This window comes from Streptomyces sp. NPDC054932 (assembly GCF_053610205.1).
In genome coordinates, this window is record NZ_JBSGXU010000076.1 from 1 (window position 1) to 23,715 (window position 23,715).

The window sequence follows — 23,715 nt, forward strand, 5'->3', positions numbered from 1 at the left end:
CCGCAGCGCCACGGACCGCCCTCAGACGTTCGCCCGGCGGCCCGTCCGGGGTACCGGTCGCGGACCGATCGCCCGAGAAGGCCGCTGAACGCGCACATGGTCACCAGGTCACGCAGTACCTGGCCGGGGTGCCCGTGCTGATGGGCCGCTATCGCGCCGCTTGGGGCGCGACACGGGCCCTGATCCACGCCGCGATGGACGCCCGCCGTCTCGGCGCCGGCCCCCACACCCCACTTTCGTGGCTGGCGGACGCCGCACCCGGCTACCTCACCGACACCGAGTGGAACACCACCGGCGACGACTGGCTTGATCAGGCTCGACTACGTCACCGAGGACTGCAACGGCATTCCCGGCACTCTCACTCCCGTGAGAATGGGCGCGCCCCCGCAACCAACGGAACCGCCGACCGACGGACGGAGCCCGGCCCTCCCCCGGGCGGCCGGCCCGGGACACGGATGGGCCGCAGTACCAACCGGCCAACTATCTCGACCCTCGGGATGGGCGCGGTGGACGTCTCGGCGATTCCGCCGGGCTGCACAAAGGTCTGAAATGGTTCTTTGGGGAGGCCAGCACGGTCGGCTTGGCCTGCTCCCACTCCTCACCTGCCAGCAGCTTCGCCCGCGGCGCTGAACCGACGTACAGGGCGAAGCTGGAGGTGGAGAGCTTCTACGTCCGCCGGGCGGTCGGTGATCGGCTACACCCCGGTCATCGGCGGGACGAGGAAGGCGGTCGCCGTGGGCGGTCCACTTCTTGCCGCGCGCCTGGTACTCCAGGGCGGCTGTCGGGTTGAAGTCGTCGGGCCACAGGTAGTCGATGGGGTCGGCACGCTCGCCCTTGTGCACGCCGCGGGTGTAGTTCTTTTTGGGCGCTGCGCGTCGGCCGGCTGCCCAGTGCCCTGTCGCCGAGTCGGTCGCTGTGCCGGGAGTTGAGGGTGCCGAGGTAGCCGTCGGGGTACTCGGCGGTCGGCGTTCGACCTGTGGCCATCAGGCGCTTGGCGTCGAGGAAGTTGCGTGCGCCAACGATGTCGGTGCGTCCTCCGCCGCCCTAGGTGGTCGTGCCCGCCTGGGGGACGCCCAGGGGGCGAGATACTGAACGTTGCTCACTTGACGTCCCCGCTGTCGATAGTTGAAGACCGGGTTGGTCTGGCGGGCTACTCCGAGGCCGGGAGACGGAACCGTCGCGGGAGCGACGGAATCGCCCCGGGGCCGGAGGCCGTGACGAACTTGCTGGGCAGGAGCGTGACGTTACGGCCGGTGGCGTTGGATTCCGGGGCGTTGGTGTACTGCCGGTAGACCTTCCCGCCCTGGGCACCGAGGGCGTCGCGGTCCATGACGGCACTGCGGTGGCTGGCCGTCGCGGGTTCCGCGGAGGCGCCCTTTGAGTTGCCGGACTTGCTGACGCAGCGTGTCGGCCACGGGGGCGCGGACGACGAAACTGGTTGCGGCGGCGGTTCCCATCGCGGGGAGCTCTCCGCTGGAAAGGAAATTCCCAGACACTGTGCTCCTCGCGAGATGCCATGTGATGCAGTCCGGGCGAAGTGCGAGTGAGCCACGAATGACGGAACTGCCTCACCAGTTCATGGGCGATTCCCTGAGATGCCGCCCGCCGAACGCCGAAGGAGAGGCCGGAGACCCGGGAACGGTGGCGGTGAAGAATGCGGGGCGCATGGCGAGGCGGCGCCCCCTGAAGCCGGCGTAGTCCTGAGCGATGGGCAAACTCTTCACGGCTTGGTTGATGGCGCGCCACCGATCGCGCGCAGGGACGTTCTTGCGGGCGTGGATGGCGTGGGCTACGGCCGCACCCAGGTCGATGGCGGACATGCTGCTCTCAATAACACGGCGTCGTCCGCGTCGCTCTCCACCTTGTTGTCCACATGCATCCATCCTCGAATTGATCCAATTGTCACAGCTAAAACATATGGGCGAATTGTGTTAACGCGCAAACTATCGGCGCCAATGGAGGCCTAGCCGGCCTGGCATCAGTGCCGGTTAAGATGCGCGCCTGGGACCACTGGAGTATTCAGGCGCGCATTTGTCTGGGCTGGTGGCAGTGGGAGGGGCAGAGTTGAAGCGCTGGCTGGCCGCAGTACTCGCCGGTGGAGTCTTGGTCGTGTCGACGACGGCGTGTGGGAGCGAAGACGCTCCGCCTCCTGTGCGCTCGGATGGCATCCACGCCCACTTCGCCGACGTCACAGCTCATGACATACATACCTGGGTGGCCGCCTCGCAGCTGCCTGACGAAACCAAGGGCCTGGTGGCCCAATCTGTTCGGAAGGCATACGTGTCGGCCGGATTTCTCGGCTGCGCGGACAAGAAGTACATTGCGCCGGTGCTGCGTGTAGAGGCGAATTTGCCCCCGGCCAACTATTACGACAAGGCTTCATTGGAGGAACGCAGCCGCCGGGAATCAGAGATCATGGTGGCCGTAAAGGCGTTCGCCCAGACCTTCCGCCCCGGCTACTTCGTGAAAGAAGAGGGAAAATTCGGCGGCTGGGAAAAATATTGGGTGGCCGATGACGAGGGTGGCGCAACCTGCACTGGGAGCGTCGAATTCTGGGGTGCGGGTCGGAGTTCCCTCAGCATGCTCACCAAGTACAACCAGAGTGAGAACCGCCCAGTGAAGTGAACGGCTCTGGCGGCTGGCTCAGAGAGCCAGCCTCTCAAAGTGGAGCCGCTGATCCTACCGAGTCCTGAGGCACTCCATCTCGGCGTGTGTGCCGGTCGTGGTGAACCAGATGCCCGCGGCTCGGGCGTGGGCGTCCGCCAGGTTGTCGTCGCTGTAGGTGACGCCCCACTGCCCCACCTCGCCGAGGGCCTCAACCAGTACGCCAAGCGCGCGGACGAGGCGAAGATGGGCTACCTCGATTTCCCCGACCTGATCCTCGCCGAGGAACTCGCCGTCCGCGACGACCACCGCCTCCAGGCCATCGACCGCGAAACCGACGTCGCCTGAGCAGTTGACCCGACTCACCGATGATTGGCTGCTGCCTGAGCCGTCGAGCGGCTTCAGGCTGTCATCGGAGCACGGAGGCCGCATCGTCGCTCTGAGCCTGGTAAACGGTCACGATCGCGGCCACAGCGTCGACTTCGATCGGTCCAGTGATCCTCAGCCAGACCAGTTCGGGCAGGCCCTCGGAGCGATCGAGTCGGCCGACCGCCTCGGCAGGCCAGGGCAGCGGCAGCTCCGGCAGGTGGACGAGGGAGATCCCGTCGACGAAGGAGGGACGCAGTCCGGGTTCCCACCGGCGGACCGAGTGGAGATTGGAGAGCGAGATCACTACGTCGGGCTTCCACGGCCCCTCGCGCAGCCATACGTCCAGCGTGTTGTCCTTGCGGTTCTCGTTGGACTCGTCCAACGAGATGCGCTCGATGAAGTAGCTGACGCAGGATTCCAGCGTCAGCGCCGCATTCGTGCATCAGTTCTTGAAGGCGTCGGTTGCCCCATGCTCGTCGACCACGGCACGAGACTACGGTGAGTGGAACGGTCCATGAGAGCTACTCCGCCGAGGCGGGTCAGTGGTGCACACAACTGCGCACGCACTGGAGCACTCAGATCAGTACGCGGACACCTGCGCGCCACGGGCAGGGAGATCTACGCCATCAACCCGCTGGCCGCCGCTCGCTACCGGGATCGCACCGGCGCCGGGAACGGCCCTGCCCGCTTCGACAAGGCCGTCTACCGACGCCGCAACGTCGTCGAACGCTGCTTCCACCGCCTCAAGCAATGGCGCGGCATCGCCACCCGCTACGACGAGCGTCCCACGGCCCGGGCACCGTCGGAACGCCGAGAGCGACGCCTGGCTCACGCTTCGGCGTAGTCGCCGAGTGCAGGCTCCAACAGGCCGAAAGCGCTCTCCGCCTCAGCGATGACTGTGGCGGAGATCTGGGCATTGTCCTGGCCGGTGAGGGTGAGTTCCTGGATGCGCTGGAACAGGGTGCGGTGCACGGCACCGAGCAGGGCGGCGGCGGTGCGGGGGGTGATGTCGCCGCGGGGTGCGTCGGTGGCGTCGGCCAAGGCATCGGCCAAGGCGGCCTCTCGCAGGTCGTGCAGGTCGCGCAGCCGGGCGGAAAGGGTGGGGCTGTCGGCGATCATGCGGGCGAATTCGGGACCGGAGAACCCGGCGACCGGATCGGCGGCTGCGGTCGCGTCGATGAAGGCGCGGCGCAGGGCCGACGAGGCCGACTCGCCGGCCTGACGGCCGGTCACCGTACTGGCCAGGGACGCGGTGAAGGCGTCCTGGTGGTCCAAGGCCAGGTCCTCCTTGCGCGGGAAGTAGTTGGTCACCGTCTTCTTCGCCACCCGCGCGGCGGCGGCGATCTCGGCGATGGTGGTCCGCTCAAAGCCCTGGGCGAGGAACAAGCCGGTGGCCACGTCGGAGATGAGCTGCCGGGTCTCCTGCTTCTTCGATTCACGCAGGCCGGCAGGGGGCTCGGAAGAGAGGACATCAGTAGTCATGGAGCAATCTTACACTCGTAGCATTTTTACGTTGACACCCTCGGGGGACTCGGGTTAAATTTACGTCCGTTGTAAATTTCCCCTGGAGCGAAGAACGGATGTGCCCATGCTCGAATCCCGCCCTGTCGCCCTGCGGATCGCACCCGTCAAGATCGGCCCGATCCTGACCGAGCGCGACAACCGCGCCCCGGCCATACCCCGCGGCAACCAGCGTCCGGCCCGCGTTCTCCCCGCACCCGCCCGACGGGTCCCCCCGAAGGCCCGCAACCTGCCGCGCCGCTCCGGCTTCTGACCTGCACCCCACCCGGCACCCGAAAGCCACTGAGGAGAACCACCTTGCAGATCACCGCGTCCACCGTCTCGCTCACCGTCGACGACGTCGCCGCGTCCCAGCGGTTCTTCACCACCCATCTCGGCTACACCGAGCAGGCCGCCGCCGATGGATTCGCCTCCCTGTCGCGCGACGACGCCGCGATGGACATCGTCCTGCTCGCACGTGGCACCGAAGTGCTGCCGGCCGACCAGCGTGACCAGCACGCCTCCGGTCTGATCCTCGCCTTCACCGCCACCGGCATCGAGCTCGAGGAGGAGCGACTGCGCGCCGAGGGCGTCGAGATCACCATGCCGCTGCGTGAGGAGCCCTGGGGTGAACGCCTCTTCCAGGTCACCGACCCCAACGGCGTGATCGTCCAGTTCGTCGAATGGGTCACCCCGCCCGGACCCGAGAACGCCTGACAGCCCAGCATGTCAGGCCGATCCTGACCATGCCCCTGAGTAGTGCCCAGCGGGGAACCTCGTGCCCGGACACAGAACCCCCGCCAACGTGCGAGGCTTTCACGCGTCACAGATCAGCCACAGGCCACCCGCACCGGTCACGGCGCCGACACCATGACACGATGCGCACACACCACACCAGCACCCTCCTCCTCGCCGCCGCCGGCCTCCTCGCCCTCAGCGGCTGCTCCGAGGCCGTCACCAGCGAGCCGAAGCCCGACGACAAGGTTGCCGCCTCGCCGTCCGCATCGCAGTCGAGCGTCGCCCCCGAGGCGCCCAGCTCCGCAGCTGCAGCCGCCGGCATCCCGCCCGGCCCCGCCCCCGAGCAGCGCGCCATCTACCTCGCCGCGCTCAACAAGATCGACCCCGAGATCGTCAACGGCAAGGACGACAAGGCCGTCAGCCGCGGGCTGAGTCAATGCCAGTCCATGAAGGACGAGAAGGACCCGACCAAGCGTGTCGAGTCCACGAACCGGCGCTTCATCAGCCCCAACCATCCGGACGGCTTTGGCCCCACCAAGGCCGCCTTCATCCTCGCCGCCGTACAGACCAACCTCTGCCCCACGTACTGACGGAGCCACAGACCACCACGGTGCGGGTGGGTGCGGGTACGGCCGCCCGGGACGGGGCCCTGGGCGGCACACCGCAGACGGGGAGGCGGCGTGGCCAAGCGGACCGACCTCACGACCTGCGCCTACCGCAAGCAGCGCGCCCGCCTCCTCGTCCGACGTCTGCCAGCCCTGCGGCCGTGCCGGCGCAGACGTCACGGACCACCTCCCCCGGTGAGCCGCGGCGGCGACAAGGACGTCGACGAGGTGTTCGCGTACGCGTGGCTCCGACCATCCCCACGCCTCGACGCCCGCGTGCGGCCGTCCGTCGGCCCGCGGGCGGGGCGGTAGGGCGGCGCGGTCACATCTTTTGCGGATGATGCGCAACCGTTCCGCCGTCCTTCATGTCCCAGCATGCAGGAGCGACCAACTCCAATGACGACCAGGGGGAAACATGAAATTCACCCGTCCCGTCCTTACCACCACCGCATTCGCCGCCCTGGCCCTGGGGGCCACGACCGCGCTGGCGGCGCCCGCCACCGCCGCGCCCAACACCACGCCGCAGAAGGTCTGCGGAAGCGCCTACAAGACGGTGAACTCGGCCGCCATCGGCTCGCTGGGCACCGTCTACCTGACGTACAACGCCTCGAACGGCAAGAACTGCGTCGCGACCATCCGCAACAACCCGGGTGCGGCCGTGGACATGGCCCTCTGGATCGAGGTTCCCGAAACCTGGGAGCGGGGCGAGGACTACGGCCGGTACACGTCGTACGCGGGCCCGGCCTACGTGTACGGCAAGGGCCACTGCGTCGACTGGGGCGGGGGCATCAGCAACGTGCACGTGCAGGTGTACAACTCCAACTGTGGCGCGCGCAAGGAGCACCGGGTCACCGAGGTCCGCTGACCCGAGCTCCTCCTGACCGCGACGTTCCGTGCCGTCGTACGGTCGTTCGGGGGCAGGACCTGCGACCCGACGACCGCACGGGAACCGCCGTGGTCCGGCTCGCCCCGGCAGACTCGCCGAGTTCTGCCGGGGCGAGGGCGCGTCCGGCCTCCTCCCTCGGGTGCGCAGCCGTCCGGTCGGCGCGTCGCCGTAGCCGTAGCCGGTGCACCTGTAGCAGCTGCGGTCCTGGTTCGGCCGACAGCACTCACCCGGACCGACATCCAGCTGCTCGGCGGCGAAACGGACCACCGCCTCCGGGACCACGGACAGGTCCTCGGTCCAGCTCGACCTTCCGCTTCTCAAAGTGCTCCTCGAACTCGGCCCAGTCCTGTTCGGAGACCTCGCCGTACCCGGCAGCTGGTCTGCTGGTCTCAGGGAGCGACGGTGGTCCCTGCCCCTGCTCCTTACCGCGCTCTCGCGGCCTTGGGATGCCTCACCGTTCGCCCCGTTCATGCCTCAGCTATTGCGGTCAAGTACGACCACGTCGTCTCCCATGCCGATGACGATGCCTTGGCCGACGGCGGTCATGCACTGGGCCCGCGTCGGTAGCGCGACCTTCTCCCGGAGCCTGGCCGGCGCGAGATCCCAGACGTGGACCGTACCGCTGCCGTCAAGGGTGATGGCGTCCGTACGGTCGTCCCGCGTGGTGCAGGCCACCGCGAGCACTCCTGACGGGTGTCCCGCAAGGATGGACCGCAGGGTGCCGTCCGTCAGATCCCACACTTGCACTGCGGTGTCGTTCCCGCCCACGGTCAGCGCGTGGGGACGGCCCTCCAGGACGGTGCCGGCGAGTGCCCGTATCCAGTGGTGCCCTGTGTGGACGGTGGCGGTGACGCGTCGGCCCTTCTCCGTGAGCCTCCACAGCCGCAATGCGGCGTCATCGCTGCCCGTGAGGAGGTGGGGGCGGCCGTCGAAACTGACGGGCTCCATGGCCCGCACCGCCGACCGGGTGCGGTCGCTGCGGAGCGGGCGCTCCACGTCCTCGTCCAGATCCCACACACGTATGGTGCGGTCCTGGTCGGAGGTGACCACGTAGGGACGGCCGTTGACGTCCGCCCACGCCACGGTCTCCACCCGGCGGTCGGGTCCGGGAAGGTCCCGAAGCCCGGTCCCTGCGGCGAGGTCCCAGACCCGGGCTACGCCGCAGCAGCCTCCGACGGCAGCGTAGGGGCTGTCGTGGACCGTTGTGCACGCCAGCGCCTCCACACGGTGCCCGTGGGGCAGGGTGCCTCGTTCCGTCCCATCGGCCAGGTCCCAGACCCGTATTGTGGTGTCGCCTCCGGTGACGACGTGCGGACGGCCGTCGATCTCCACGGCGTCCACGGCCTGCACGGTCCCGGTGTGGCCCTTGTGTCCCGCGGGCAGGGCGGCGTCACCCAGGTCCCATACGCGCGGGGGCGCGGAATGGCCGCCGCTCACAGCGTACGGGCGCCCGTCGATCTCGGTGCTGGCCAGCGCGTCCACACAGCCGTGGTGTCCGGTCAGGACGGCGCGCTCCGTGTCCTCGGTCAGATCCCACACGTGCACCGTGCAGTCACCACCGGCGGTCAACACGTGGGGGCGTCCACCGAGGTCGAAGCAGCTCACGGCAGCTATCCACGAGGTGTGCCCGTCCAGCACAGCGCGCTGCGAGCCGTCGGTCAGGCACCAGACCCGTGCCGCGCGCTCCCCGCCGCTCCCGGTAATGGCGTGGGGGATGCCGTCGATCACCGTGCAGGCCACCGAGTAGACGGCCGACGTGTGACCGGTGAGCACGGCCCGCTCGACGCCGTCCTCCAGGTCCCACAGCCTCACCGTGTTGTCACAGCCCCCGGTCACGGCCACGGGGCGGCCGGCGACCTCGGTGAACGCCACCGCTCGTACTTCCTCGGTGTGGCCGGACATCCGCGCACGTTCCGACCCGTCGACCAGGTCCCACAGCCGGACCAGGCAGTCCTCTCCCGCAGTGACGGCGTGCGGCCGGCCGTCGATCACCGTGCAGCCCACCGCGTGTATCCAGCCCTTGTGACCTCCGAGGGCGAACCGCTCGACCCCGGTCTCCAGATCCCATACCCGTAGGCTGCCGGAGCAGGTTCCTGTGACGACATGGGGACGCCCGTCGATCTCGACGCAGTCCAGCGCGTAGACCCCGTCGTCCTCGGTGATGACAAGGCGTTCGGTTCCGTCGACCAGGTCCCACACGCGGACGTTGGCGTCGTAGCAGCCGGTCACCGCGTGGGGACGCCCGTCGATGACGGTGCACGCGACGGCGTCCACGCCCAGTCCCGTCTTGGTGAAGCGCAGCGCTGGATGGACCATCGTGCCGGTCGCCCAGCGCGGCCGCCACGGGCGGCCGCGAGACAGCTCCCGGGCGAGGCCGGTCTCACCGTGGCGCGCGGCGTCGACGGCGAGGATGTCCCGTCTTTCGGGCAGGGTCGCGGTGGCATGGACGTGGACGGATGCCCGGTAAATGCTCCGCCGCACCGCCCCCTGGGACGAGCCCGGGATGTTGAGCGCGCGGAGCAGTCCCCGCGGGGCCGCGTGCACCATGTACTCGGCGTCCTCGAGTATCTCGTCCAGGGCACCGGCCGCGGCGGCGTGGGCGGCGAGATGGTTGACGATGTACGGGGCGGCAGCCAGCCAGTCGCGGTGCCCGCTGTCCTCGTCGAGGGGCACCTCGGCCAGCAACGCGCTCGTGACGGCCCGTTGCGTCTGCCGCTCGCCCGACCGGGCTTCCCGGGCACTCAACCGGTAGGCCACACCCTCCGGTGTCTGCGTCTCGACCAGGAGTTCGCCCGCCCGGTCCCGGAACGCGCTCACGTCCTGAGCCGTCCACGGGTGACCCGACAGGGCACGTGCCAGTACCACCCACAGGGCAAATGGCAGACCCCCGCCTTCGGCGAACGCCAACGGCCGCAACAGCGCGGCTTCGTCGTCGGAATCCAGCGTCGGCCCGACGGCCCTGTTACCGTTCGCCATCGTCACACGCTCCTCGCAGCCCGTTCACGACCCCGTCCCTCCCCACTGCGGGTGGACGGGTCACCAACCTGGCCACGGATGCTACAGACAGCCACTGACATTGATAGCCGTCCGTGGGTTCCTGTGGTCGTGGCTCTGCCACTGACTGGCGCCCAGCTGGGCTGACTTCGGGCTGTACCGTCCGGCTGCCGGGGCTCGCTCTTCTCATGGCTCCGGCCAGGTGGAACATGACCTGATGGGAGGTAGCGACCGAGCGCCGCACGCGGGGGCCGATGTCAGGGGTCCAGCCCCAGACCACACCCACGCCGATACCCGACACTTCGCCAGTACGCTGATCTTGTTAGCGTTTTTTGCCATGACGACTGACGATTTCCGCCGTGATCTCACTGCCATCTGCAAGGCTGCGGACAGCGGCTACCTACTGCAAGTGGTTCGCGAGGGCAGTGGCGAGCCCCTCGCCGAGAAGGACCTCTCACACTGGCCTGACTGGCCGACCTTCCCGGCCGACGCAGCCCATGCGGCGGGGTGCGAGCTCGTCATGCTCGGCTACATGATCTGGCCTGACACGGCCACCTCCGACTCGCTGATCGGATGGCGTCCTCTACAGGGCCAGCAGGCATGGTCAGCGAAGGTCGGCACCTTCGACCAACTGCAGGCCGCCGGTATCTGACGGCAGCGGGCTGCGAGGTCGTCGGGCCGCAGACGGAGCGAGGCAGTTCCCGAGGCCGCAGCCTGGAGCGCCGAGACCCAGCCGCGCAGCCGGCGCGACAGCACTTGCTCCAGCTTGACCAGGGCCCGTACGGCCCGAGCCATCAGACGGCGACACGCTCACAGCCATACCCGGAACCCGCCCGGTCCTGGGCCCCCGGCTCTGCTGCTGCTGTTGTTGCTGCGCAACTGCTGCGGCGGACGCCGGGGCGGGTGCCTGCTGGCGTCGCTGGGCGGCGACCTGGCGGGCACGGAAGGCGCGGGCGGCGTTCTCGGCCTTGCGAAGGCAGGTGGGGAAGAAGCGGCAGCCCTCACTGGACCAGGTCGGGGTGCGGGTGGCCTCCGCTCGCCGGGCAGGCGTACAGCTGGAGGTGATTGGCGTCCAGCACCGTGATCTCGGGCGGATTGGACCAACTGTCGTCGGATGCGCCGGGGAACCGGTCCTCGTACGGGATCCAGCTCGTGCTGTTGCGGTGCCATTCGGACGAGGCGATGGTCAGCAGCGGCGTCATCGCGGTACCGCAGGCCACACAGAACCGCGGGACGGGGTCGGTGAGTCCCCAGGGGGCCCAGCCACCGATCTTCCAGCCGGGGGCGTGGGACAGCGCGTTGTCGTAGAGCTCCGGCGGGTCGGCATCGTCGACCACGATGCCCGCCGCCCGCCAGGGCGCGGGGTCCGTGATCTGCCGCTTCAACTCCTCTGGGAGTTCCAGCGAATCGGGGTACTCGGTGACCTGCTCCGGCGCAAGCACGCACGGCACAGGCACGTAGAGGTCCTCGTCCGCGTCAAACGGCTCGGGTGGCGCGGCCAGCACGTCGGTGACATCCGCGGCGGTCCGCCAGGACAACTCGATCGGAATGCTTGAGTCCGGCGCGTGCTCCGAAGGGCACCACAGGACCTGCAGCAGGTCGGTCCGCCCGGGCGGCCGCAGCAGGGGTATGTCCCGCGCGTACAACTGGGCCACGGGCACCAAGGGGTGGAGGCCTTCATGCTCGATGCGGCAGTACCGCCAAGGTTCCTGCGCGGGCCACAGCAGGGGCCCGCCGATCGAGCTGTCGTGCACCGTGGGAGAGCCGGGACGCGGGTGCAGCCGGACCGCTGGGCGGGCCAGAGGGGCCAGCGCGGGGAAGACCGCGGCGATGTCGACAGGCCGCGGCGGGGTGGTACGTGTGCCATTCATGACGATGATCTTGCCAACACTCTCTGACAGCGGGCCTGACCCAACAGGACGAGCCGCCTTCCTGCGTGCGGCACCCCCCTGCCGGCGCGAGGCGCAAAGCGGCACAACCGCCTGTGCGCAACCGACCCCAGCCGTGCACGCGCCAGAGTTCAGAGAAGTGAGGCCAAACGAGATCGCGCCGCTCCATGGGTCGCACCTTGGAACCTTCCGCCTGGGACCCTGAACCCAGGGTCGCACCAGCGGAGATGGCTGTGGGCGGCGTACACCAGGTGGGTGCGGAAGTGGAGGGGGAGTGACGTGTGGCTTGCCGCACCGGCGGACCCGTGCCTGCGCTGTAGCGAGGGGCGGCCGCGCCGGTTCGGCGACGACGTCTTGGTCCTGGTGTTCGCCCATGACTTCGTCGTCTTCCGCGCCGACGGGCAGGTGCCAGAGCCGTACGGAAGCACGCAGTCTTAAAGTCCCAGGTCACCAAGACTGTTCCCCGCACATGCGGGGATGCCCCCGCGTGGTGAGTCTCGGCCAATCAGTGGCCGCCGGTGTGCCCCATGCCGGATAGCGGAAGTGGCCCGGTACCTCTGTCCCCTGTGGTTCGGTGTGGAGTGTTCACCGCGTCCGCGGAGCAACCGAAACGAGACGCGGTCCCCGTCGAGGGGAACGAGGTCGGCATCTGAACGGATACGGTCGGGCCCGCCAACGCCGACAGCACTCACCACGGAGGCTGTCCAGCGGCAGGCGCCGAAGCGAGGGGTTGTCACCCCCCGGTCACGCAAGCCGACCCTGCTGTGTCTTCCACGGACCAGGGACCGACGAACAAGGGATGAGCGCGCAGATGAAGACGACGATCCAGTCAGCATTGGGCACCGCACTGCTCCTGGCCGCCATCACGGCCACCAGTGGCTCTGCCGCCGCCCAGGTGCCGGGGGCGGACGCCCCGGCCGCACACCAGGCCCGGCTGCAAGGGCAGTGGACCGAGCCCGTCGACAAGAACCGCCCGGGAATCACCTTCTACATCCAGAAGCTGACCTTCACCGCGGACGGCCGTTTCGAGCAGATCAACAACGTGATCTGCAACCTGGACAATTGCCCCGCTTTCAAGATCGGCGTCAACACGGGCACCTACCGCACGGAGGGAAGGACCATTCACCTCGACGGCAACCTCTCGGACCTCCACGGCTCCGTCCGAAACAGCAACACCATCGTCCTGGACAAGCACGTTCTTCACCGCACGGCTGCCGACGTCTCGGAATAGATCGCTGGGCTTTGGTCTCGAGCCCGACGCAGGGCGGCGGCCTCAAACGCCGCAGCTTGGCGGCGCTGTGCCCGGGCAGCCTCAATTTCCAGGTTTTGACGGAACGGGAGGAAAAGAACAGTGTTGCGATCACCTCGAACGAATCGTTCGGAGGCTGGACCAAGACGTTCACCGGCCCCCGGCTCTGCGCGACCATCGTCGACCGCCTCACCTTCGGCGGGAACGTCATCCAGACCGGAACCGAGTCCTACCGCCTCGCCCACACCAAAGCCCAATCTGATCGGGCCCAGGTTGGCTGACCAGCAGTTCTTCCCCAAAACGCTGGGCCGTTCGAGGAGAGCGCCCGTATGTTGGCGTCATGGTGGATGAGGGAGAGCAGCAGCTTTTCGTGAACCGGTGGGGCGAAACGTCCGGATCGGAGCCGGCTGGACGCGAGCCCTACCGGGAGACCTGCCGCTGCTTCGACCAGCGCAAGCCGCACCCGCGTGCTCGCGTCGGGTTCCACACCGAGCTCCAGGACACCTCGGCTCCGGGCTGGCAGCACCTGCTTGAGCTCATCGACGAGGCGGTCGCCGACGGCCGGGAAGAGTTCCGTCCCCTTGTTGAGCTCAGCCCCGAGGAACGGCGGCAGGTCATCACTGTGCCGCCGGCCATCGGCAAGCTGACGGCGGTCAAGCACCTCGTGCTCCATGGCAGCAACCTCGTCCGACTCCCACCCGAGATCGGAGCGATGAGCAGCCTGGAGGAGTTCACCCCTTACACCTCCTACCGGCTTCACTGGTTTCCCTACGAAATCACCAGATGCACCAGGCTCATGAGGAGCACGGTCAGCACGCGTTCTCTGTTCGGAAACTACAAGCTGCGAGCACCGTTCCCCCGGCTTGCGCAAGCCCGCAGCTCGGTCGCAGACCTCGACACAAAAGGCTTGGACGCACGCCGCTGGGGCACGACAGCGGTCTCATCATGCAGCGTCTGTGACCAACCCATAGAGCAAGGCGGGCTCCACCCGGCCTGGATCTCCTTGCGCGTGGCCACGGATGTCCTGCCCCTCCTGGTCAACGCATGTTCTCCGCAATGCGTGGCCGCCCTTCCCCAGGCGCCCGAGGAGTACGTCCAATCCGCGCATACGGGCGGCCGGGTCAGCCAACCCGCAGCTGACTGGGACTGAACAACAAGCACCTCATCGCACACACAGGCGACAACAAATCTCTGTTCCGGCACAGATCTTGGGGAGCGATCGCAGAGAGTCGCAGCGTTCGACGATGCGGGTGTCCTGTCTCATCCAATCGATGCGTCTGCTGAGCGAATCCGGTGGCTTGGCTGGCGCGATCCATCATGCGGCCGTCCGAAAGTTCGCGATGCAGGTGCTCAGAGCGGGACTGGAGGATGTCCAGGGCCTCGTGGATCGAGCAGCCGAGGTGGTCTCGGCACATCTTGATGCCCTTGACGGGCATGCCGCTGGGGACGTGCTCGGCTAGCAGGGCACGCAACTGCTCGGCGGCTTGGTCGCGCTCTGCCTCGTCCAAGTTCTCCGAGGGCCTCGATGCGAGCCTGCCAGGAGGCCTCCTGTACAAGCCGCGCCCGCTCCACCTGGCCTGCGTCGGCAGTCTGCAGGGCGGTTGCGGTCTGGTCCAGGCGCTCCAGTTCCGCCTGCTCCCTCTGGGCATCACCCGCCCGAACCAACGCGCTACCGCCCGCCGGAATGCTTTCCAGGTGTCTGTCCCCGCAGCCTGTACGACCGCGCTGCCGCCAGCTGCAGCCAGAATCGCCAGTGCCTCCACCCGCATCTTCCGGCCCCCTCACCTGAGCGGCCTCTCTTACCGTAACGCCGCACGAGGCGCCCCACAGGTGACGCGACGCGGGCGTAGAGCCTCACCGGACCACCCCTGCACCACCCTCCTCGCCCGCCATCCGTTGGTCCATTGGGTAGTCGGGTCCGACTGCCGGGGCAGGGCTGCGCCTCCGTGCCCGGAAGACCGCAGTCGGAGAATCAGCTGTCGAGCAGGCCCAGCTCGTTGTCGGGCCGGCACAGCGGGCATGCCACGACGCCGGGCACGGTCAGCGGAATCTGCCGAATGCTCTGCGCGGTGGAGGGGCGAGCTCGGCCGGTCATGGGGCAGTCGCCGGTGTGGAGGCGCGCCGGGGTGCAGCGCGCGCCGATGCCGTATTCGATCCACCACTGCGGGGGCGCAGGGAGCGGCCGACGGCGCGCGCACCGAGAACGCGCCGTCGCGGTACTCCACGACGAGCTCGGGTTCCCCGCCGGGCGCGGCGACGGCCTGGTGACGGAGCTCGGAGCGAGCCCGGTCGGGGCGGCGGAGCCGTGCGGCCGGATCGGATCGTACGATGACCTCATGACCAGCACGATGCAGCCGTCGAGTCGTCGCCCTGCCGGGCGCGGCTTCGTGCTGCTGGTGCTGGCAGTGCTGGCCGGTGTGCTGGCGATGCACGGCCTCGGGCCTGGACCGGTGTCCGCGAAGGCGCCGTCGGCTGCCAATGGCCACGCCATGGCGATGACCCACAAAGATGCTCGTCAGCAGGTGGTCGGCGGCTGCTCGCACACTGACGGTGGAATGGGCCACGCGGAGCACGCGGATGCCACGTGTGCGGCAGCCGCTGTCGGCACCGCCTACGCGCCTCCCGTCCTGGCCGCGGCTCTCGATACCGGGCCCGCACCGGTGGTACTGACCGGCAGTGCGGCTGGGACCTCTGAGGGCGGGCGTGCACCGCCCGATCTCGCTGAGCTGCAACTCCTGCGGATATAGGACCGCTCGCACGGCACCCCTTGTCCCGGCATGGCCGGCAGGGAATGTCGCGCTCCGGCACGTCCTCATTCCGTATCGCGCCCTGCCTGCTCGGGCGCGCATCAAGGAGTCTCACCACCATGAACAAGAACCTCATCCGCCGGACCGCCCTCGTCGCCGTCGCGGGTGCCGCCTCCCTCGTGCTCGCCGCGTGCGGGTCGAGCGATGACACCTCCGCCGGGCACAACGGTCACAACCCGTCGCCCTCCGCCTCCTCGTCCGATCCGGCCACCCAGGGCCGGCACAACGCGGCCGACGTCGCGTTCGCCAAAGGGATGATCCCCCACCACCGTCAGGCTGTGGAGATGGCCGGCCTCGCACCGACCAGGGCCGAATCCGCCGAGGTCAAGAAGCTTGCCGACGAGATCCAGAAGGCCCAGGACCCGGAGATCAAGACCCTCTCCGGCTGGTTGACCTCCTGGGGTGAGCAGGTTCCCGCCGACGGCGCCATGGACCACTCCGCACACGGCACCGACGGCGGCATGATGACGCCCGAGGAGATGGACAACCTGGAGAAGGCGTCCGGCAAGGCGTTCGACACCGCCTTCATGAAGCTCATGATCAAGCACCACGAGGGCGCGGTGGCGATGGCCAAGACGGAGAAGGCCGACGGTTCCTTCTCCGAGGCCAAGACGATGGCGGACGCCATCATCACCTCGCAGACCGCCGAGATCACCAGGATGAACGGCCTGCTCGGCAAGAGCTGACCCACCCGGGCGGAGGGGTGCACCGGGGCCGTACAGCCTGGCACACCCCTCCGCCTTCTGCCTGGGTTCGGCTCTCACGGAAACCCCAAGGGGGGTATTTGGTTGGGTCCACGCCGGGGCCTGATCGCCGTCACCCTCGACGGCCTGCGCCCGGTTCCCTGAACCCGCCGATATCACCGCTTCGTTTGGTCAAAAGCGGGGGCAACGAGCAGCGCCTTCCGGCCACCGGATAGGGTCACGGCGTGATCACGGCCCGCCCTGCGCTCAGCACCACGCGGACCCGCCATCAGGCGGGCCCGCTGCGGCTGCTGTGGCTCGCCGCGCTGCTGTTCGCATTCCTCTACACCCACGCGGCCGGAGCCGACAGTGCCTCCGCGCACGTCTCCGGCGGCGCCGTCACGGTGCCCCACCTGGCGCCCGCCGACACCGGCGGTGCACTTGACCACGACGCCCAGCAGCACGACCGCCGTGACGACGCCGGCGGAGGCGGCGGCCACTCGCACCCAGCGGAAGCGTGCGCCTCCGGCCACCCGCAGCAGAGCTGCGACCTCCCGCACCCGACAGCCATCGCCGTGCGGACTCCCTTCTCCGCCGCGACTGCGCCGCAACCCTGGACCCAGCTCCCGCCCTGCGGCCTTCCTCCCCTGCACAGTTCCCTCAGTTCAGTGGTGCAGCAGGTATAGATCCGGGCTTTTGTCCCGATCCGTCCTGACTCTCATCGCCAACCCCGGACCGCTGCCACTGCGGCACGCCGGGTGATGAGCCACGTACGCACCCAAGGAACCAACCCATGACCTCCGCCCAACTCCTCGACGCCCACACCCCGCCGACCCCCGGCCTGCCCGCTGCAGGGCGAGCTGCCCGGCGCAAGGCCCAGTCCTCCCACAAGCGTTCGCTGGCCGCCCGCTATCTCGGCTCCGTCGGCTACTTCGTCGGCGCCGGACTCATCAGCGGCGCCGTCGTTCACCACCCCCTCGACCCCGACCGCTACACCCGCATCGCCGCCTACGGCGCACTCGTCTTCCTCGCCGCGACCGTCCTCAACGAGTTCCTCCTCACCCGCGAGCGGCCCGGCCTGCCGCGCATGCTCGTCGTGATCGGCTCCTCGCTGCTTCTCTCCTTCGGCATAGGCATGCTCAGCGGCGGACTCCAGCACTTCGACGACTTCCCCGTCCGCGGCGCCGTCCTCGTCCCCGCCGGCATCGTCGTCTCCTTCATCGCTTACGTCATCAAGGACGCCGACACCCCTACCCGCCGCATCTTCAGCATTCTGGGCCTGGCCGTTGTCGCAGTCGCGGCCCTCGCTTTCTTCGGCCTGCGTGAAGTCGCGGCATCGATGGAGTCCACGCCCGGGGGCGGTCACAGTCACGGCACCGGCGAAGAACCCGCCGCAGACGACCACGCCCCGACCACTACCTCCTCCCCGGCCACCACCCCCGTTCCGGGTATCTCCGGATTGCCCAACCCCGCCTCCCCGTCCCCGGCCCACAACGACGGACACGCCGGCCACTGACCGACCAGAGTCTTCCGTTGAGGCGCTGTCCGTATCGCGTCCCCGCTGGCCACCAACGGGGACGCGCAGATCATCGAAGCGATCTCTACGGCCCGGTACAGCGCCACCGTGGCTGGCTGCCCCCGTCCGGCGGCCCTGCCCAACCCGGGCCGCCCGGACGGCAGGCGCACTCTCGGTCCGGCAGAGGAACGCCGGCACACGGTCGAGGAATACCGCTCCGTTGGAATGACGCTCCCCGCCAGCCGGAGCGTCGGCGTGGACGGCGGCCCGGCGGGAGGCGTTCGCGAGCGACCAGCGCCGGCCGGCCTCCCTGGTTGCGGTGACGGCCCGCTCGAACCGGTCGAAGGCCGACCAGGACCCGGCGGAGTGGCTGCCGCCGTCCCTGGCCGCGCTGTGCCGGTACGGCGCTGTTGCGTGAGGGGGTCGTGGCTGTCAGGTCAAGACGACGCACCCCAGCTGCTCCAGCTCGCTGATGAGCGGCAGGGAGGGATCGACCCCGTTCCAGCGCAGATCCAGCTTCTCCAGCGAGGGCATCAGGGTGAGCCAGTCGGGCAGCCCGCCGAGGTGATTGCCCCGCAGGTCGATCTGACGCAGTCGCGGGAGGCCGGCCAGAGACTCCGGCACCTCGGTCAGGGAGTTCTCGCGTAGGTCCAGGTGACGCAGTTCGTGCAGCTTGGCTGCTGACGACGGCAAGTGCTCGATCGCGTTTCCACGGAGCCACAGCTCACGCAGGCGGCGGAGCCGGCCGATGGCATCGGGCAGGGCGGTGAGCCGGTTGTGCTGCGCCCTGAGCTCGATGAGGCCGCTCATCGCACCGATGGTCTCCGGCAGGGTGGTGAGCGAGTTCTCACCGACGTTGAGGTAACGCAACCGGGTCAGGTTTCCCAGAGAGTCGGGGATCCGAGACAGCTGGTTGTCGTGCAGGTAGAGGCAGTCGCTGAGCTCGGTCAGCTTGCCGAGTTCTTCGGGCACCGACGTGAGCGCGTTGTGGCCCAGGTCCAGGGTTTTCAGCCGGTGGAGCTGCCCGATGTCCGGCGGGAGGGCCGTGAGTCCGTTGTCCGCGAGGATCAACACATCCAGCTCGGTCTTCCGCCAGACCGACTCGGGCACCTCTCCGAGCTCTTGACGCCACAAGTTCAGTGTGTGCCTCACGGCCATCTCCCCTTCGTCACCAGTCCGGGCTCCGATTCTCGTCCGGGGCCTCACCCAGCGGCGACGGCCTCAAGGGCGACCGCGTCCGCCGTCAGCGCTCCGGGCCGCAGAGCCATCGCGAGGCCGGCGACGATCTCGGTACGGAAGCGGGAGGCCGGGGTGCTCATCGCCCCACGCGATCCGTCTCAGCTGCGGGACGACCGGTGCGGTACCGGCACGCTCTGCACCAGCGTGCTGCCGCTCCCCTGCGGGCGGCCCGATCACGTCCAGGCCAGGTAGCCCACGTTCTGGTCGTACGCGACGGTCACTCCGTCGCCCACCGGGGCGAGGGCGGCGACCGGCCCCGGGAGGTGGAACGGCTGGTGGAGCGGCCTGCCGGTCCCGGCGTCCCAGGCAGCCACCCGGCGGCCGGCGCCACCCACGATCACCCCGGTCCGACCGTCGACGGACATGGTCGCGGCCACGGCGTGGACAGGAACGCCGTGGCCCGTGATGGTCCGCACCCGGGATCCGTCCAGCAGGTCCCACACTGTGATCTGCCCCGCACGGTCCCCCACCACCGCCACCACCGGCTGGCCCGGGAGCTCCGTTACGGCGAGAGCGAGCACCGTCGCGGTGTGCCACAGGGTGCGCAGGGGCCGGCCGGTGGCGAGGTCCGCCACGACGACCCGCTGGTCGCAGCCGATCAGGGTGACGGGCTGGCCGCCCGGCAGCACGGCGGACGTCGCGGCGACCACTGTCGAGGTCGATGCGGGCAGCGCGCGGATGAACCGGTGGGCCGTCAGGTCCCACAGGGCGGTGGACCTGTCCTTGTTCCATGCGACCGCGACATCGGGGCCACCGGGCAGCGATGCCACGGCCAGCGCGTTGATGACCCGGCTGCCGGAGACGAGCCTCGTGAGCTCCCGGCGCGTCTCCAGATCGCACACGGTGACCCGTCCGTTGTTGCCACCGACGACCAGCAGGCCGCTTCCGTCGGGGCGCACCAGGGTCGCCAGCGACCACACCCGGGGACTGTGGACGAAGCCCCCGGGGTCGGCTCCGCTCGGCACGTCCCTGACGTTCACCGTGTTGTCGTTGCCGCCGGTGATCACCACGGGCCTGCCGTTCGACGGCACGGCCGTCACCAGCGCCCGGACCTGGCCGCGGTGCCCACGGTTGGAGCGTTCGGGCGCGTCGTCGGCCAGGGTCGCGGTCCAGGTCGTCACCGTCTTGTCGTGACCGCCACCCACCACCACTGTCTGCCCGTCCGGGAGCGTGGCGGCCGACACCGAGTTCACCAGAGCGCCGTGCCCGGTGAAGGCACGGACCTCGGAGGCGGTGGCAAGATCCCATATGACGGTCCGCCGGTCATTGCCCGCGGTCACCACGGCGACGTTCCCGTCCGGCAGCACCACCGTCCCCAGCACCCGCACGCGCGCCCGCCTGTCGTGGCCCCGGAGCCTGCGGATCACCGAACCCGAGTCCAGGTCCCACACCACGACGTCGGCGTCCACGGCGGCGAGAGCCACAGGAGTGCCCCCGGGGAGCGTCGCCGCCGCCAACGCGCGGACGAGGGCCGTGACCTCCAACAGGTGGATGTCCTCGCCGGTGAGCGGATCCCAGACCCGGACGTGCCCGCCGTCGCCCGTGAGGAGCACGGCCGGACGCCCGCCGGGCAGCGTCAGCGACGCGAGGCTGCGCTGCACCACGGCCGGGTCGGTGAGCGTGCGGAGGCACTGTCCCGTCGTCAGATCCCAGACGATGACGCGTTGGTCGTTGCCCGCCGAGACCACCAGGGGACGCTCCCCGGGCAGCACGGTCACCGCACGAACGGCCTTTTCGTGTCCGGTGAGCGTACGAATGTGCCGCCCCGTCGTCAGGTCCCAGACGACGATGCCCTCCGACTTGCCGGCGGAGAGGCCGACGGCGGTCTTGTCGGGCAGCACGGCGGTGGCGGTGGCCCAGACCATGGAATCGTGCACCAGGGTCTGCAGCCGCGCCGGGTCGGCCGTGGTGCCGGTGGCCCAGACCGGCAGCGCCGCCGCCGGGCGCCCGTTCACCGGCACGGCGGCGAACTCCCGTGCAAGGTCGCTGGTCCGCCACACCGCCGCGTCCAGCGCGAGCAGATCGCGGCGTGCCTCCGGCCGGTGCCGCAGCGGGTGGTGCGAGGTGGAAGTCCGGTATATCCGGGCACAGCCGGTGGCGCGTCCGCTGTGCGCGTGCCGCAGCTGGGGCGCCAGGTGTCCCGGATCGGCGTGAACGAGGAACCGGGCGTCCTCCAGCAGGGCGTCCAGCGCCGCGGGCCCCGCGGCGCGAGCGTGGTCGGCCGCATGGCGGGTGAGGTAGGGCACGGCCTGTTCCCAGTCCAGGGCATCGGACGGCGTACGCGGCACGGTCTCCAACAGTGCCGTGTGAAGGACCACCGGGTCGACCCGCCTGACGGTGTGGTCGGCGAGCGCCTGGTGGTAGTAGCGGTAGAGCAGGCGATGGTCGGTGTCGACGGTGGTGCGCAGGTAGAAGGCCGCCGTGGCCAGCGCGCGCCGGGTGTCGGCGAGCTGCGGGGTCGGCCGATCTGCGGCGCGCCGGCGGTGGGCGAGGGCTGCCGCGTGGACGAGGCTCAGCGGCATCCCGTCGCCGCATGCCTGACCGAGGACGTCCAGCACCGGCCTGATCCACGCATCACGGCGGGCGAGGGCGTCGACGTGGAGGTCGAAGACCCCGGTGATGCTGCACGGCGGTCCGCCCGGCTCGCGCTCGGGGCTGGTCAGGAGGTGGTCGGCGTAGAGGGCGGCGACCAGGAAGGCCCCGCTGTCGGTGTACTGGGCGATCCGCTCGGCGATGCGGCGCACAGTCGCCTCGCCGAATGCGACGCCCAGCACGCCCTCCAGGTAGGTGTACAGGTCCGCGGCGAGCTCGAGGCGCTGCGTCGCGGTCCTCGGCTCCAGGTCGAGGAGGGACGACGGGCGGCTGCGGACGTACTCGTGCAGGGTGGGCAGGGCGTCCCACCAGGGACGGGTGCCGAGCAGCACGCGGCAGTCGGCCGGATCCCGCGCGAAGTCGCCGATCAGCGGCAGGAGCAGGTGGTCGAGCACGGCACGGGGATCGTCCGCCTCGTCCAGGGCGTCGAGGATCAGTAACGTCGAGGCGGTGCCGCGGATCTCCTCGACCAGGGCGGCGGTGTCCACCGGATCGTCGTGTTCGGAGGCGTCCTCCCGGCCGCCGGCCGCCGGGACGGAACGCCCGCCCGGCTGCGCCGCGGTCAGGCGCAGCTGGTGGTGCAGCTGGCGGTGCAGCGAGTCGGTGATCTGTTGAAGGGTGAGCCGGCGGGCGTGCACGGCCAGCACCCGGTCGGCCGGCTGGGGCCGGAAGGAACGGACGACCGCGCGGACGGGGTTGCCGAAACGCCGGAGCTCGGGGTGGGTCAGGCAGGCGGTGACCCCCAGCAGGGCGGACTTCCCGGTGCCCGGGGCGCCGGTGACCACCAGCAGCCGCTCCGGGGCGGACGAGGAGTCGTTGACCCAGCCCTCGATCCGCTCCAGGGCGCTCTTGCAGCCGGCGAAGTGGACGGTGTCGGGGTTGCGGCGACCGGCGGCCCGGGTGGCGAAGTGCAACGGGTCCAGGCCGGGTGAGCAGGCGTTCGCGAACTCGCGCAGCTGCGGATTGACGCTGTCCAGCAGGGCGGCCTGCGGATCTCGGGTGTGGGCCGGATTGGGCAGGAACTGAGGCACCTCACCGACGGTCGCCTCCTCGCGTGGGGTGCACACCACGCCGCCGTCCCCGCCGGTCCGGCGGCCGGTCCGGGCCAGTTCACGGTCGATACTCCCGGCGAGCGCGTTCACTGGCACGTACGGCAGGGTGGGAGAGAGGTCGAGTTCACCGGCGGCCAGCTGGTGGAGGGCGGCGGTGGTGGCCGCGGTGAAGCGGGCCGCGCTGGTGATCTCGTCCGCCGAACAGGCCGCGATGATCCACGCGTTGCGGTGGTCACCCTGCGCCCGGCGCGCCGCGATGTCGCGCAGCTGCTGGGTGGTGACGGCCTGGCCGGCGCCGCACACGTCGAGCAGGAAGAGCACCGGGCGGCGGCTGTTCTCCGCTGCGTCGAGGACCGGTCCGAAGTTGACGCAGGTGTCGTCGACTTCCTCGGTGTCGGCGCCGACGGTGGCCAGGTAGAGGTTCCCGCCAGTGACGACTCCGTGGCCGGCAAAGTGGACGATCAGTGGCTCGTCCGGCGCGGCGGCGCCGTCTCGCTGCCGCAGCACTCGCCAGCGCTCCGTGAACTCCGTGCGGTCGATGTCCAGCAGAGGGTCATCGCTCGCCCCCTCTCCTCACCCCACCGGCCCCCGCCGGTCGTGTCCCGGGTCCTGCCCCGACGATGGCCGCACCACACCCGGGGTGCGCGGACACCAACGTGGGGCCGGGTCGCCCCGTGTCGAGAGCTCTTACGGGGCGATGGCCGAGGAGCTGGCCGCGTTGATCCGACCCTGGGGCACGAGGGATGAGGTCCAACTTGGATGTCGACCTCGTCAAGCAGCTGCGTGGCGCGGGTCGCGGTGGTGCGGGCTCCAGGGCTGACGACCATGAAGCAGCCGAGCCGCCCGGTGCTTGGTGTGGGCGTGTCCGACCGGATCGCCGGGGCGGGCGCGGAGCCGGAGCCGTACAGGTCGGCATCGGACGCCCCCTGATCCGCACGTTCACCGACGAATGGATCGTCAGTTACGGCTCCCACGCCCTGGAGCAAGCCCGC

At 69.6% G+C, this 23,715-nt stretch carries 22 protein-coding genes and 4 pseudogenes; 17 read left to right on the forward strand and 9 right to left on the reverse strand.

What is annotated here, in order from left to right:
- Positions 1-1,150: 1,150 nt before the first annotated feature.
- Positions 1,151-1,330 (reverse strand): hypothetical protein, encoded by a 180-nt coding sequence (locus tag ACWGE1_RS21170; RefSeq protein WP_453422033.1) that lies wholly within the window; start codon positions 1,328-1,330, stop codon positions 1,151-1,153.
- A gap of 238 nt (positions 1,331-1,568) precedes the next feature.
- Positions 1,569-1,820, reverse strand: coding sequence for a hypothetical protein (locus ACWGE1_RS21175; RefSeq protein ID WP_453422034.1), 252 nt, complete (start codon positions 1,818-1,820; stop codon positions 1,569-1,571).
- A 394-nt stretch (positions 1,821-2,214) separates the two neighbouring features.
- Here ACWGE1_RS21175 and ACWGE1_RS21180 point away from each other — a divergent pair, with 394 nt between their 5' ends.
- Together ACWGE1_RS21180 and ACWGE1_RS21185 are read left to right on the forward strand one after the other, a co-directional pair.
- Positions 2,215-2,625, forward strand: coding sequence for a hypothetical protein (locus tag ACWGE1_RS21180; RefSeq protein WP_453422035.1), 411 nt, complete (start codon positions 2,215-2,217; stop codon positions 2,623-2,625).
- 126 nt (positions 2,626-2,751) lie between these two features.
- Positions 2,752-2,922, forward strand: a pseudogene (locus tag ACWGE1_RS21185) (ATP-binding protein); the annotation flags it as partial.
- Positions 2,923-3,013: 91 nt separating this feature from the next.
- Here the strand turns inward: ACWGE1_RS21185 and ACWGE1_RS21190 are convergent.
- The gene (locus ACWGE1_RS21190; RefSeq protein WP_453422036.1) at positions 3,014-3,355 is read right to left on the reverse strand and encodes a hypothetical protein; all 342 of its coding nucleotides are present in this window, start codon (positions 3,353-3,355) and stop codon (positions 3,014-3,016) included.
- Between the two features lie 285 nt (positions 3,356-3,640).
- Between ACWGE1_RS21190 and ACWGE1_RS21195 the strand changes: the two are divergent.
- Positions 3,641-3,817 (forward strand): annotated as a pseudogene (locus ACWGE1_RS21195) (transposase); the annotation flags it as partial.
- Here ACWGE1_RS21195 and ACWGE1_RS21200 read toward each other — a convergent pair.
- Positions 3,802-4,455 (reverse strand): TetR/AcrR family transcriptional regulator, encoded by a 654-nt coding sequence (locus tag ACWGE1_RS21200; protein WP_453422037.1) that lies wholly within the window; start codon positions 4,453-4,455, stop codon positions 3,802-3,804. The pseudogene ACWGE1_RS21195 and the gene ACWGE1_RS21200 overlap by 16 nt on opposite strands.
- 106 nt (positions 4,456-4,561) lie before the next feature.
- Here ACWGE1_RS21200 and ACWGE1_RS21205 point away from each other — a divergent pair, with 106 nt between their 5' ends.
- The 4 genes from ACWGE1_RS21205 to ACWGE1_RS21220 all read left to right on the forward strand — a co-directional run bounded on the left by ACWGE1_RS21205 (position 4,562) and on the right by ACWGE1_RS21220 (position 6,681).
- On the forward strand, positions 4,562-4,747 hold the full coding sequence (locus ACWGE1_RS21205) for a hypothetical protein (protein WP_453422038.1): 186 nt from the start codon (positions 4,562-4,564) through the stop codon (positions 4,745-4,747).
- A gap of 44 nt (positions 4,748-4,791) precedes the next feature.
- Positions 4,792-5,190 (forward strand): VOC family protein, encoded by a 399-nt coding sequence (locus tag ACWGE1_RS21210; RefSeq protein ID WP_453422039.1) that lies wholly within the window; start codon positions 4,792-4,794, stop codon positions 5,188-5,190.
- Between the two features lie 161 nt (positions 5,191-5,351).
- Positions 5,352-5,801 (forward strand): DUF732 domain-containing protein, encoded by a 450-nt coding sequence (locus tag ACWGE1_RS21215; protein WP_453422040.1) that lies wholly within the window; start codon positions 5,352-5,354, stop codon positions 5,799-5,801.
- A 430-nt stretch (positions 5,802-6,231) separates the two neighbouring features.
- Complete coding sequence (locus ACWGE1_RS21220; protein ID WP_453422041.1) at positions 6,232-6,681, forward strand: spore-associated protein; 450 nt, start codon at positions 6,232-6,234, stop codon at positions 6,679-6,681.
- A 495-nt stretch (positions 6,682-7,176) separates the two neighbouring features.
- Here ACWGE1_RS21220 and ACWGE1_RS21225 read toward each other — a convergent pair whose 3' ends face one another.
- Positions 7,177-9,678, reverse strand: coding sequence for a WD40 repeat domain-containing protein (locus ACWGE1_RS21225; protein WP_453422042.1), 2,502 nt, complete (start codon positions 9,676-9,678; stop codon positions 7,177-7,179).
- A 355-nt stretch (positions 9,679-10,033) separates the two neighbouring features.
- Here ACWGE1_RS21225 and ACWGE1_RS21230 point away from each other — a divergent pair, with 355 nt between their 5' ends.
- On the forward strand, positions 10,034-10,348 hold the full coding sequence (locus tag ACWGE1_RS21230) for a hypothetical protein (RefSeq protein ID WP_453422043.1): 315 nt from the start codon (positions 10,034-10,036) through the stop codon (positions 10,346-10,348).
- Positions 10,349-10,697: 349 nt separating this feature from the next.
- On the opposite strand, the gene ACWGE1_RS21235 is transcribed toward ACWGE1_RS21230, so the two are convergent.
- Positions 10,698-11,567: a hypothetical protein gene (locus tag ACWGE1_RS21235; RefSeq protein ID WP_453422044.1), complete on the reverse strand. Its 870-nt coding sequence runs from the start codon at positions 11,565-11,567 to the stop codon at positions 10,698-10,700.
- An 817-nt stretch (positions 11,568-12,384) separates the two neighbouring features.
- Here ACWGE1_RS21235 and ACWGE1_RS21240 point away from each other — a divergent pair.
- From ACWGE1_RS21240 to ACWGE1_RS21255, 4 genes and pseudogenes are all read left to right on the forward strand, one after another.
- Positions 12,385-12,816, forward strand: coding sequence for a hypothetical protein (locus tag ACWGE1_RS21240; protein WP_453422045.1), 432 nt, complete (start codon positions 12,385-12,387; stop codon positions 12,814-12,816).
- Between the two features lie 80 nt (positions 12,817-12,896).
- Positions 12,897-13,115, forward strand: a pseudogene (locus ACWGE1_RS21245) (ATP-binding protein); the annotation flags it as partial.
- A gap of 59 nt (positions 13,116-13,174) precedes the next feature.
- Entirely contained in the window at positions 13,175-13,984 is an 810-nt protein-coding gene (locus ACWGE1_RS21250) for a leucine-rich repeat domain-containing protein (protein ID WP_453422046.1), read from the forward strand.
- 121 nt (positions 13,985-14,105) lie between these two features.
- Positions 14,106-14,294, forward strand: coding sequence for a hypothetical protein (locus ACWGE1_RS21255; protein WP_453422047.1), 189 nt, complete (start codon positions 14,106-14,108; stop codon positions 14,292-14,294).
- A gap of 512 nt (positions 14,295-14,806) precedes the next feature.
- Here ACWGE1_RS21255 and ACWGE1_RS21260 read toward each other — a convergent pair.
- Positions 14,807-15,172, reverse strand: a complete 366-nt coding sequence (locus ACWGE1_RS21260) for a DUF6233 domain-containing protein (protein WP_453422048.1) — start codon at positions 15,170-15,172, stop codon at positions 14,807-14,809.
- On the opposite strand from ACWGE1_RS21260, the gene ACWGE1_RS21265 reads away from it, so the two are divergent.
- From ACWGE1_RS21265 to ACWGE1_RS21285, 5 genes and pseudogenes are all read left to right on the forward strand, one after another.
- Positions 15,171-15,581: a DUF6153 family protein gene (locus tag ACWGE1_RS21265; RefSeq protein WP_453422049.1), complete on the forward strand. Its 411-nt coding sequence runs from the start codon at positions 15,171-15,173 to the stop codon at positions 15,579-15,581. The two genes, ACWGE1_RS21260 and ACWGE1_RS21265, sit on opposite strands and share 2 nt — an antisense overlap.
- A 119-nt stretch (positions 15,582-15,700) precedes the next feature.
- Positions 15,701-16,327, forward strand: coding sequence for a DUF305 domain-containing protein (locus ACWGE1_RS21270; RefSeq protein ID WP_453422050.1), 627 nt, complete (start codon positions 15,701-15,703; stop codon positions 16,325-16,327).
- Between the two features lie 242 nt (positions 16,328-16,569).
- Positions 16,570-17,010, forward strand: coding sequence for a hypothetical protein (locus ACWGE1_RS21275; RefSeq protein WP_453422051.1), 441 nt, complete (start codon positions 16,570-16,572; stop codon positions 17,008-17,010).
- Positions 17,011-17,117: 107 nt separating this feature from the next.
- Positions 17,118-17,840: a hypothetical protein gene (locus tag ACWGE1_RS21280; protein ID WP_453422052.1), complete on the forward strand. Its 723-nt coding sequence runs from the start codon at positions 17,118-17,120 to the stop codon at positions 17,838-17,840.
- A 241-nt stretch (positions 17,841-18,081) separates the two neighbouring features.
- Positions 18,082-18,249: pseudogene (locus tag ACWGE1_RS21285) on the forward strand (HNH endonuclease); the annotation flags it as partial.
- Positions 18,250-18,272: 23 nt separating this feature from the next.
- Here the strand turns inward: ACWGE1_RS21285 and ACWGE1_RS21290 are convergent.
- Positions 18,273-18,998, reverse strand: coding sequence for a leucine-rich repeat domain-containing protein (locus tag ACWGE1_RS21290; protein ID WP_453422053.1), 726 nt, complete (start codon positions 18,996-18,998; stop codon positions 18,273-18,275).
- 254 nt (positions 18,999-19,252) lie between these two features.
- Positions 19,253-23,230: a hypothetical protein gene (locus ACWGE1_RS21295; RefSeq protein ID WP_453422054.1), complete on the reverse strand. Its 3,978-nt coding sequence runs from the start codon at positions 23,228-23,230 to the stop codon at positions 19,253-19,255.
- Between the last annotated feature and the right edge of the window lie 485 nt (positions 23,231-23,715).

Excerpts from the sequence above, each read along its gene's own strand:
- ACWGE1_RS21235 (WP_453422044.1), bottom strand. The coding sequence starts at position 11,567 with ATGAATGGCACACGTACCACCCCGCCGCGGCCTGTCGACATCGCCGCG.
- ACWGE1_RS21260 (WP_453422048.1), bottom strand. The coding sequence starts at position 15,172 with ATGAGGTCATCGTACGATCCGATCCGGCCGCACGGCTCCGCCGCCCCG.
- ACWGE1_RS21220 (WP_453422041.1), top strand. The coding sequence starts at position 6,232 with ATGAAATTCACCCGTCCCGTCCTTACCACCACCGCATTCGCCGCCCTG.
- ACWGE1_RS21205 (WP_453422038.1), top strand. The coding sequence starts at position 4,562 with ATGCTCGAATCCCGCCCTGTCGCCCTGCGGATCGCACCCGTCAAGATC.
- ACWGE1_RS21255 (WP_453422047.1), top strand. The coding sequence starts at position 14,106 with ATGCGTCTGCTGAGCGAATCCGGTGGCTTGGCTGGCGCGATCCATCAT.
- ACWGE1_RS21270 (WP_453422050.1), top strand. The coding sequence starts at position 15,701 with ATGAACAAGAACCTCATCCGCCGGACCGCCCTCGTCGCCGTCGCGGGT.
- ACWGE1_RS21225 (WP_453422042.1), bottom strand. The coding sequence starts at position 9,678 with ATGGCGAACGGTAACAGGGCCGTCGGGCCGACGCTGGATTCCGACGAC.
- ACWGE1_RS21175 (WP_453422034.1), bottom strand. The coding sequence starts at position 1,820 with ATGTCCGCCATCGACCTGGGTGCGGCCGTAGCCCACGCCATCCACGCC.
- ACWGE1_RS21170 (WP_453422033.1), bottom strand. The coding sequence starts at position 1,330 with ATGGACCGCGACGCCCTCGGTGCCCAGGGCGGGAAGGTCTACCGGCAG.
- ACWGE1_RS21250 (WP_453422046.1), top strand. The coding sequence starts at position 13,175 with ATGGTGGATGAGGGAGAGCAGCAGCTTTTCGTGAACCGGTGGGGCGAA.
- ACWGE1_RS21280 (WP_453422052.1), top strand. The coding sequence starts at position 17,118 with ATGACCTCCGCCCAACTCCTCGACGCCCACACCCCGCCGACCCCCGGC.
- ACWGE1_RS21200 (WP_453422037.1), bottom strand. The coding sequence starts at position 4,455 with ATGACTACTGATGTCCTCTCTTCCGAGCCCCCTGCCGGCCTGCGTGAA.
- ACWGE1_RS21265 (WP_453422049.1), top strand. The coding sequence starts at position 15,171 with ATGACCAGCACGATGCAGCCGTCGAGTCGTCGCCCTGCCGGGCGCGGC.
- ACWGE1_RS21290 (WP_453422053.1), bottom strand. The coding sequence starts at position 18,998 with ATGGCCGTGAGGCACACACTGAACTTGTGGCGTCAAGAGCTCGGAGAG.
- ACWGE1_RS21240 (WP_453422045.1), top strand. The coding sequence starts at position 12,385 with ATGAGCGCGCAGATGAAGACGACGATCCAGTCAGCATTGGGCACCGCA.
- ACWGE1_RS21230 (WP_453422043.1), top strand. The coding sequence starts at position 10,034 with ATGACGACTGACGATTTCCGCCGTGATCTCACTGCCATCTGCAAGGCT.
- ACWGE1_RS21215 (WP_453422040.1), top strand. The coding sequence starts at position 5,352 with ATGCGCACACACCACACCAGCACCCTCCTCCTCGCCGCCGCCGGCCTC.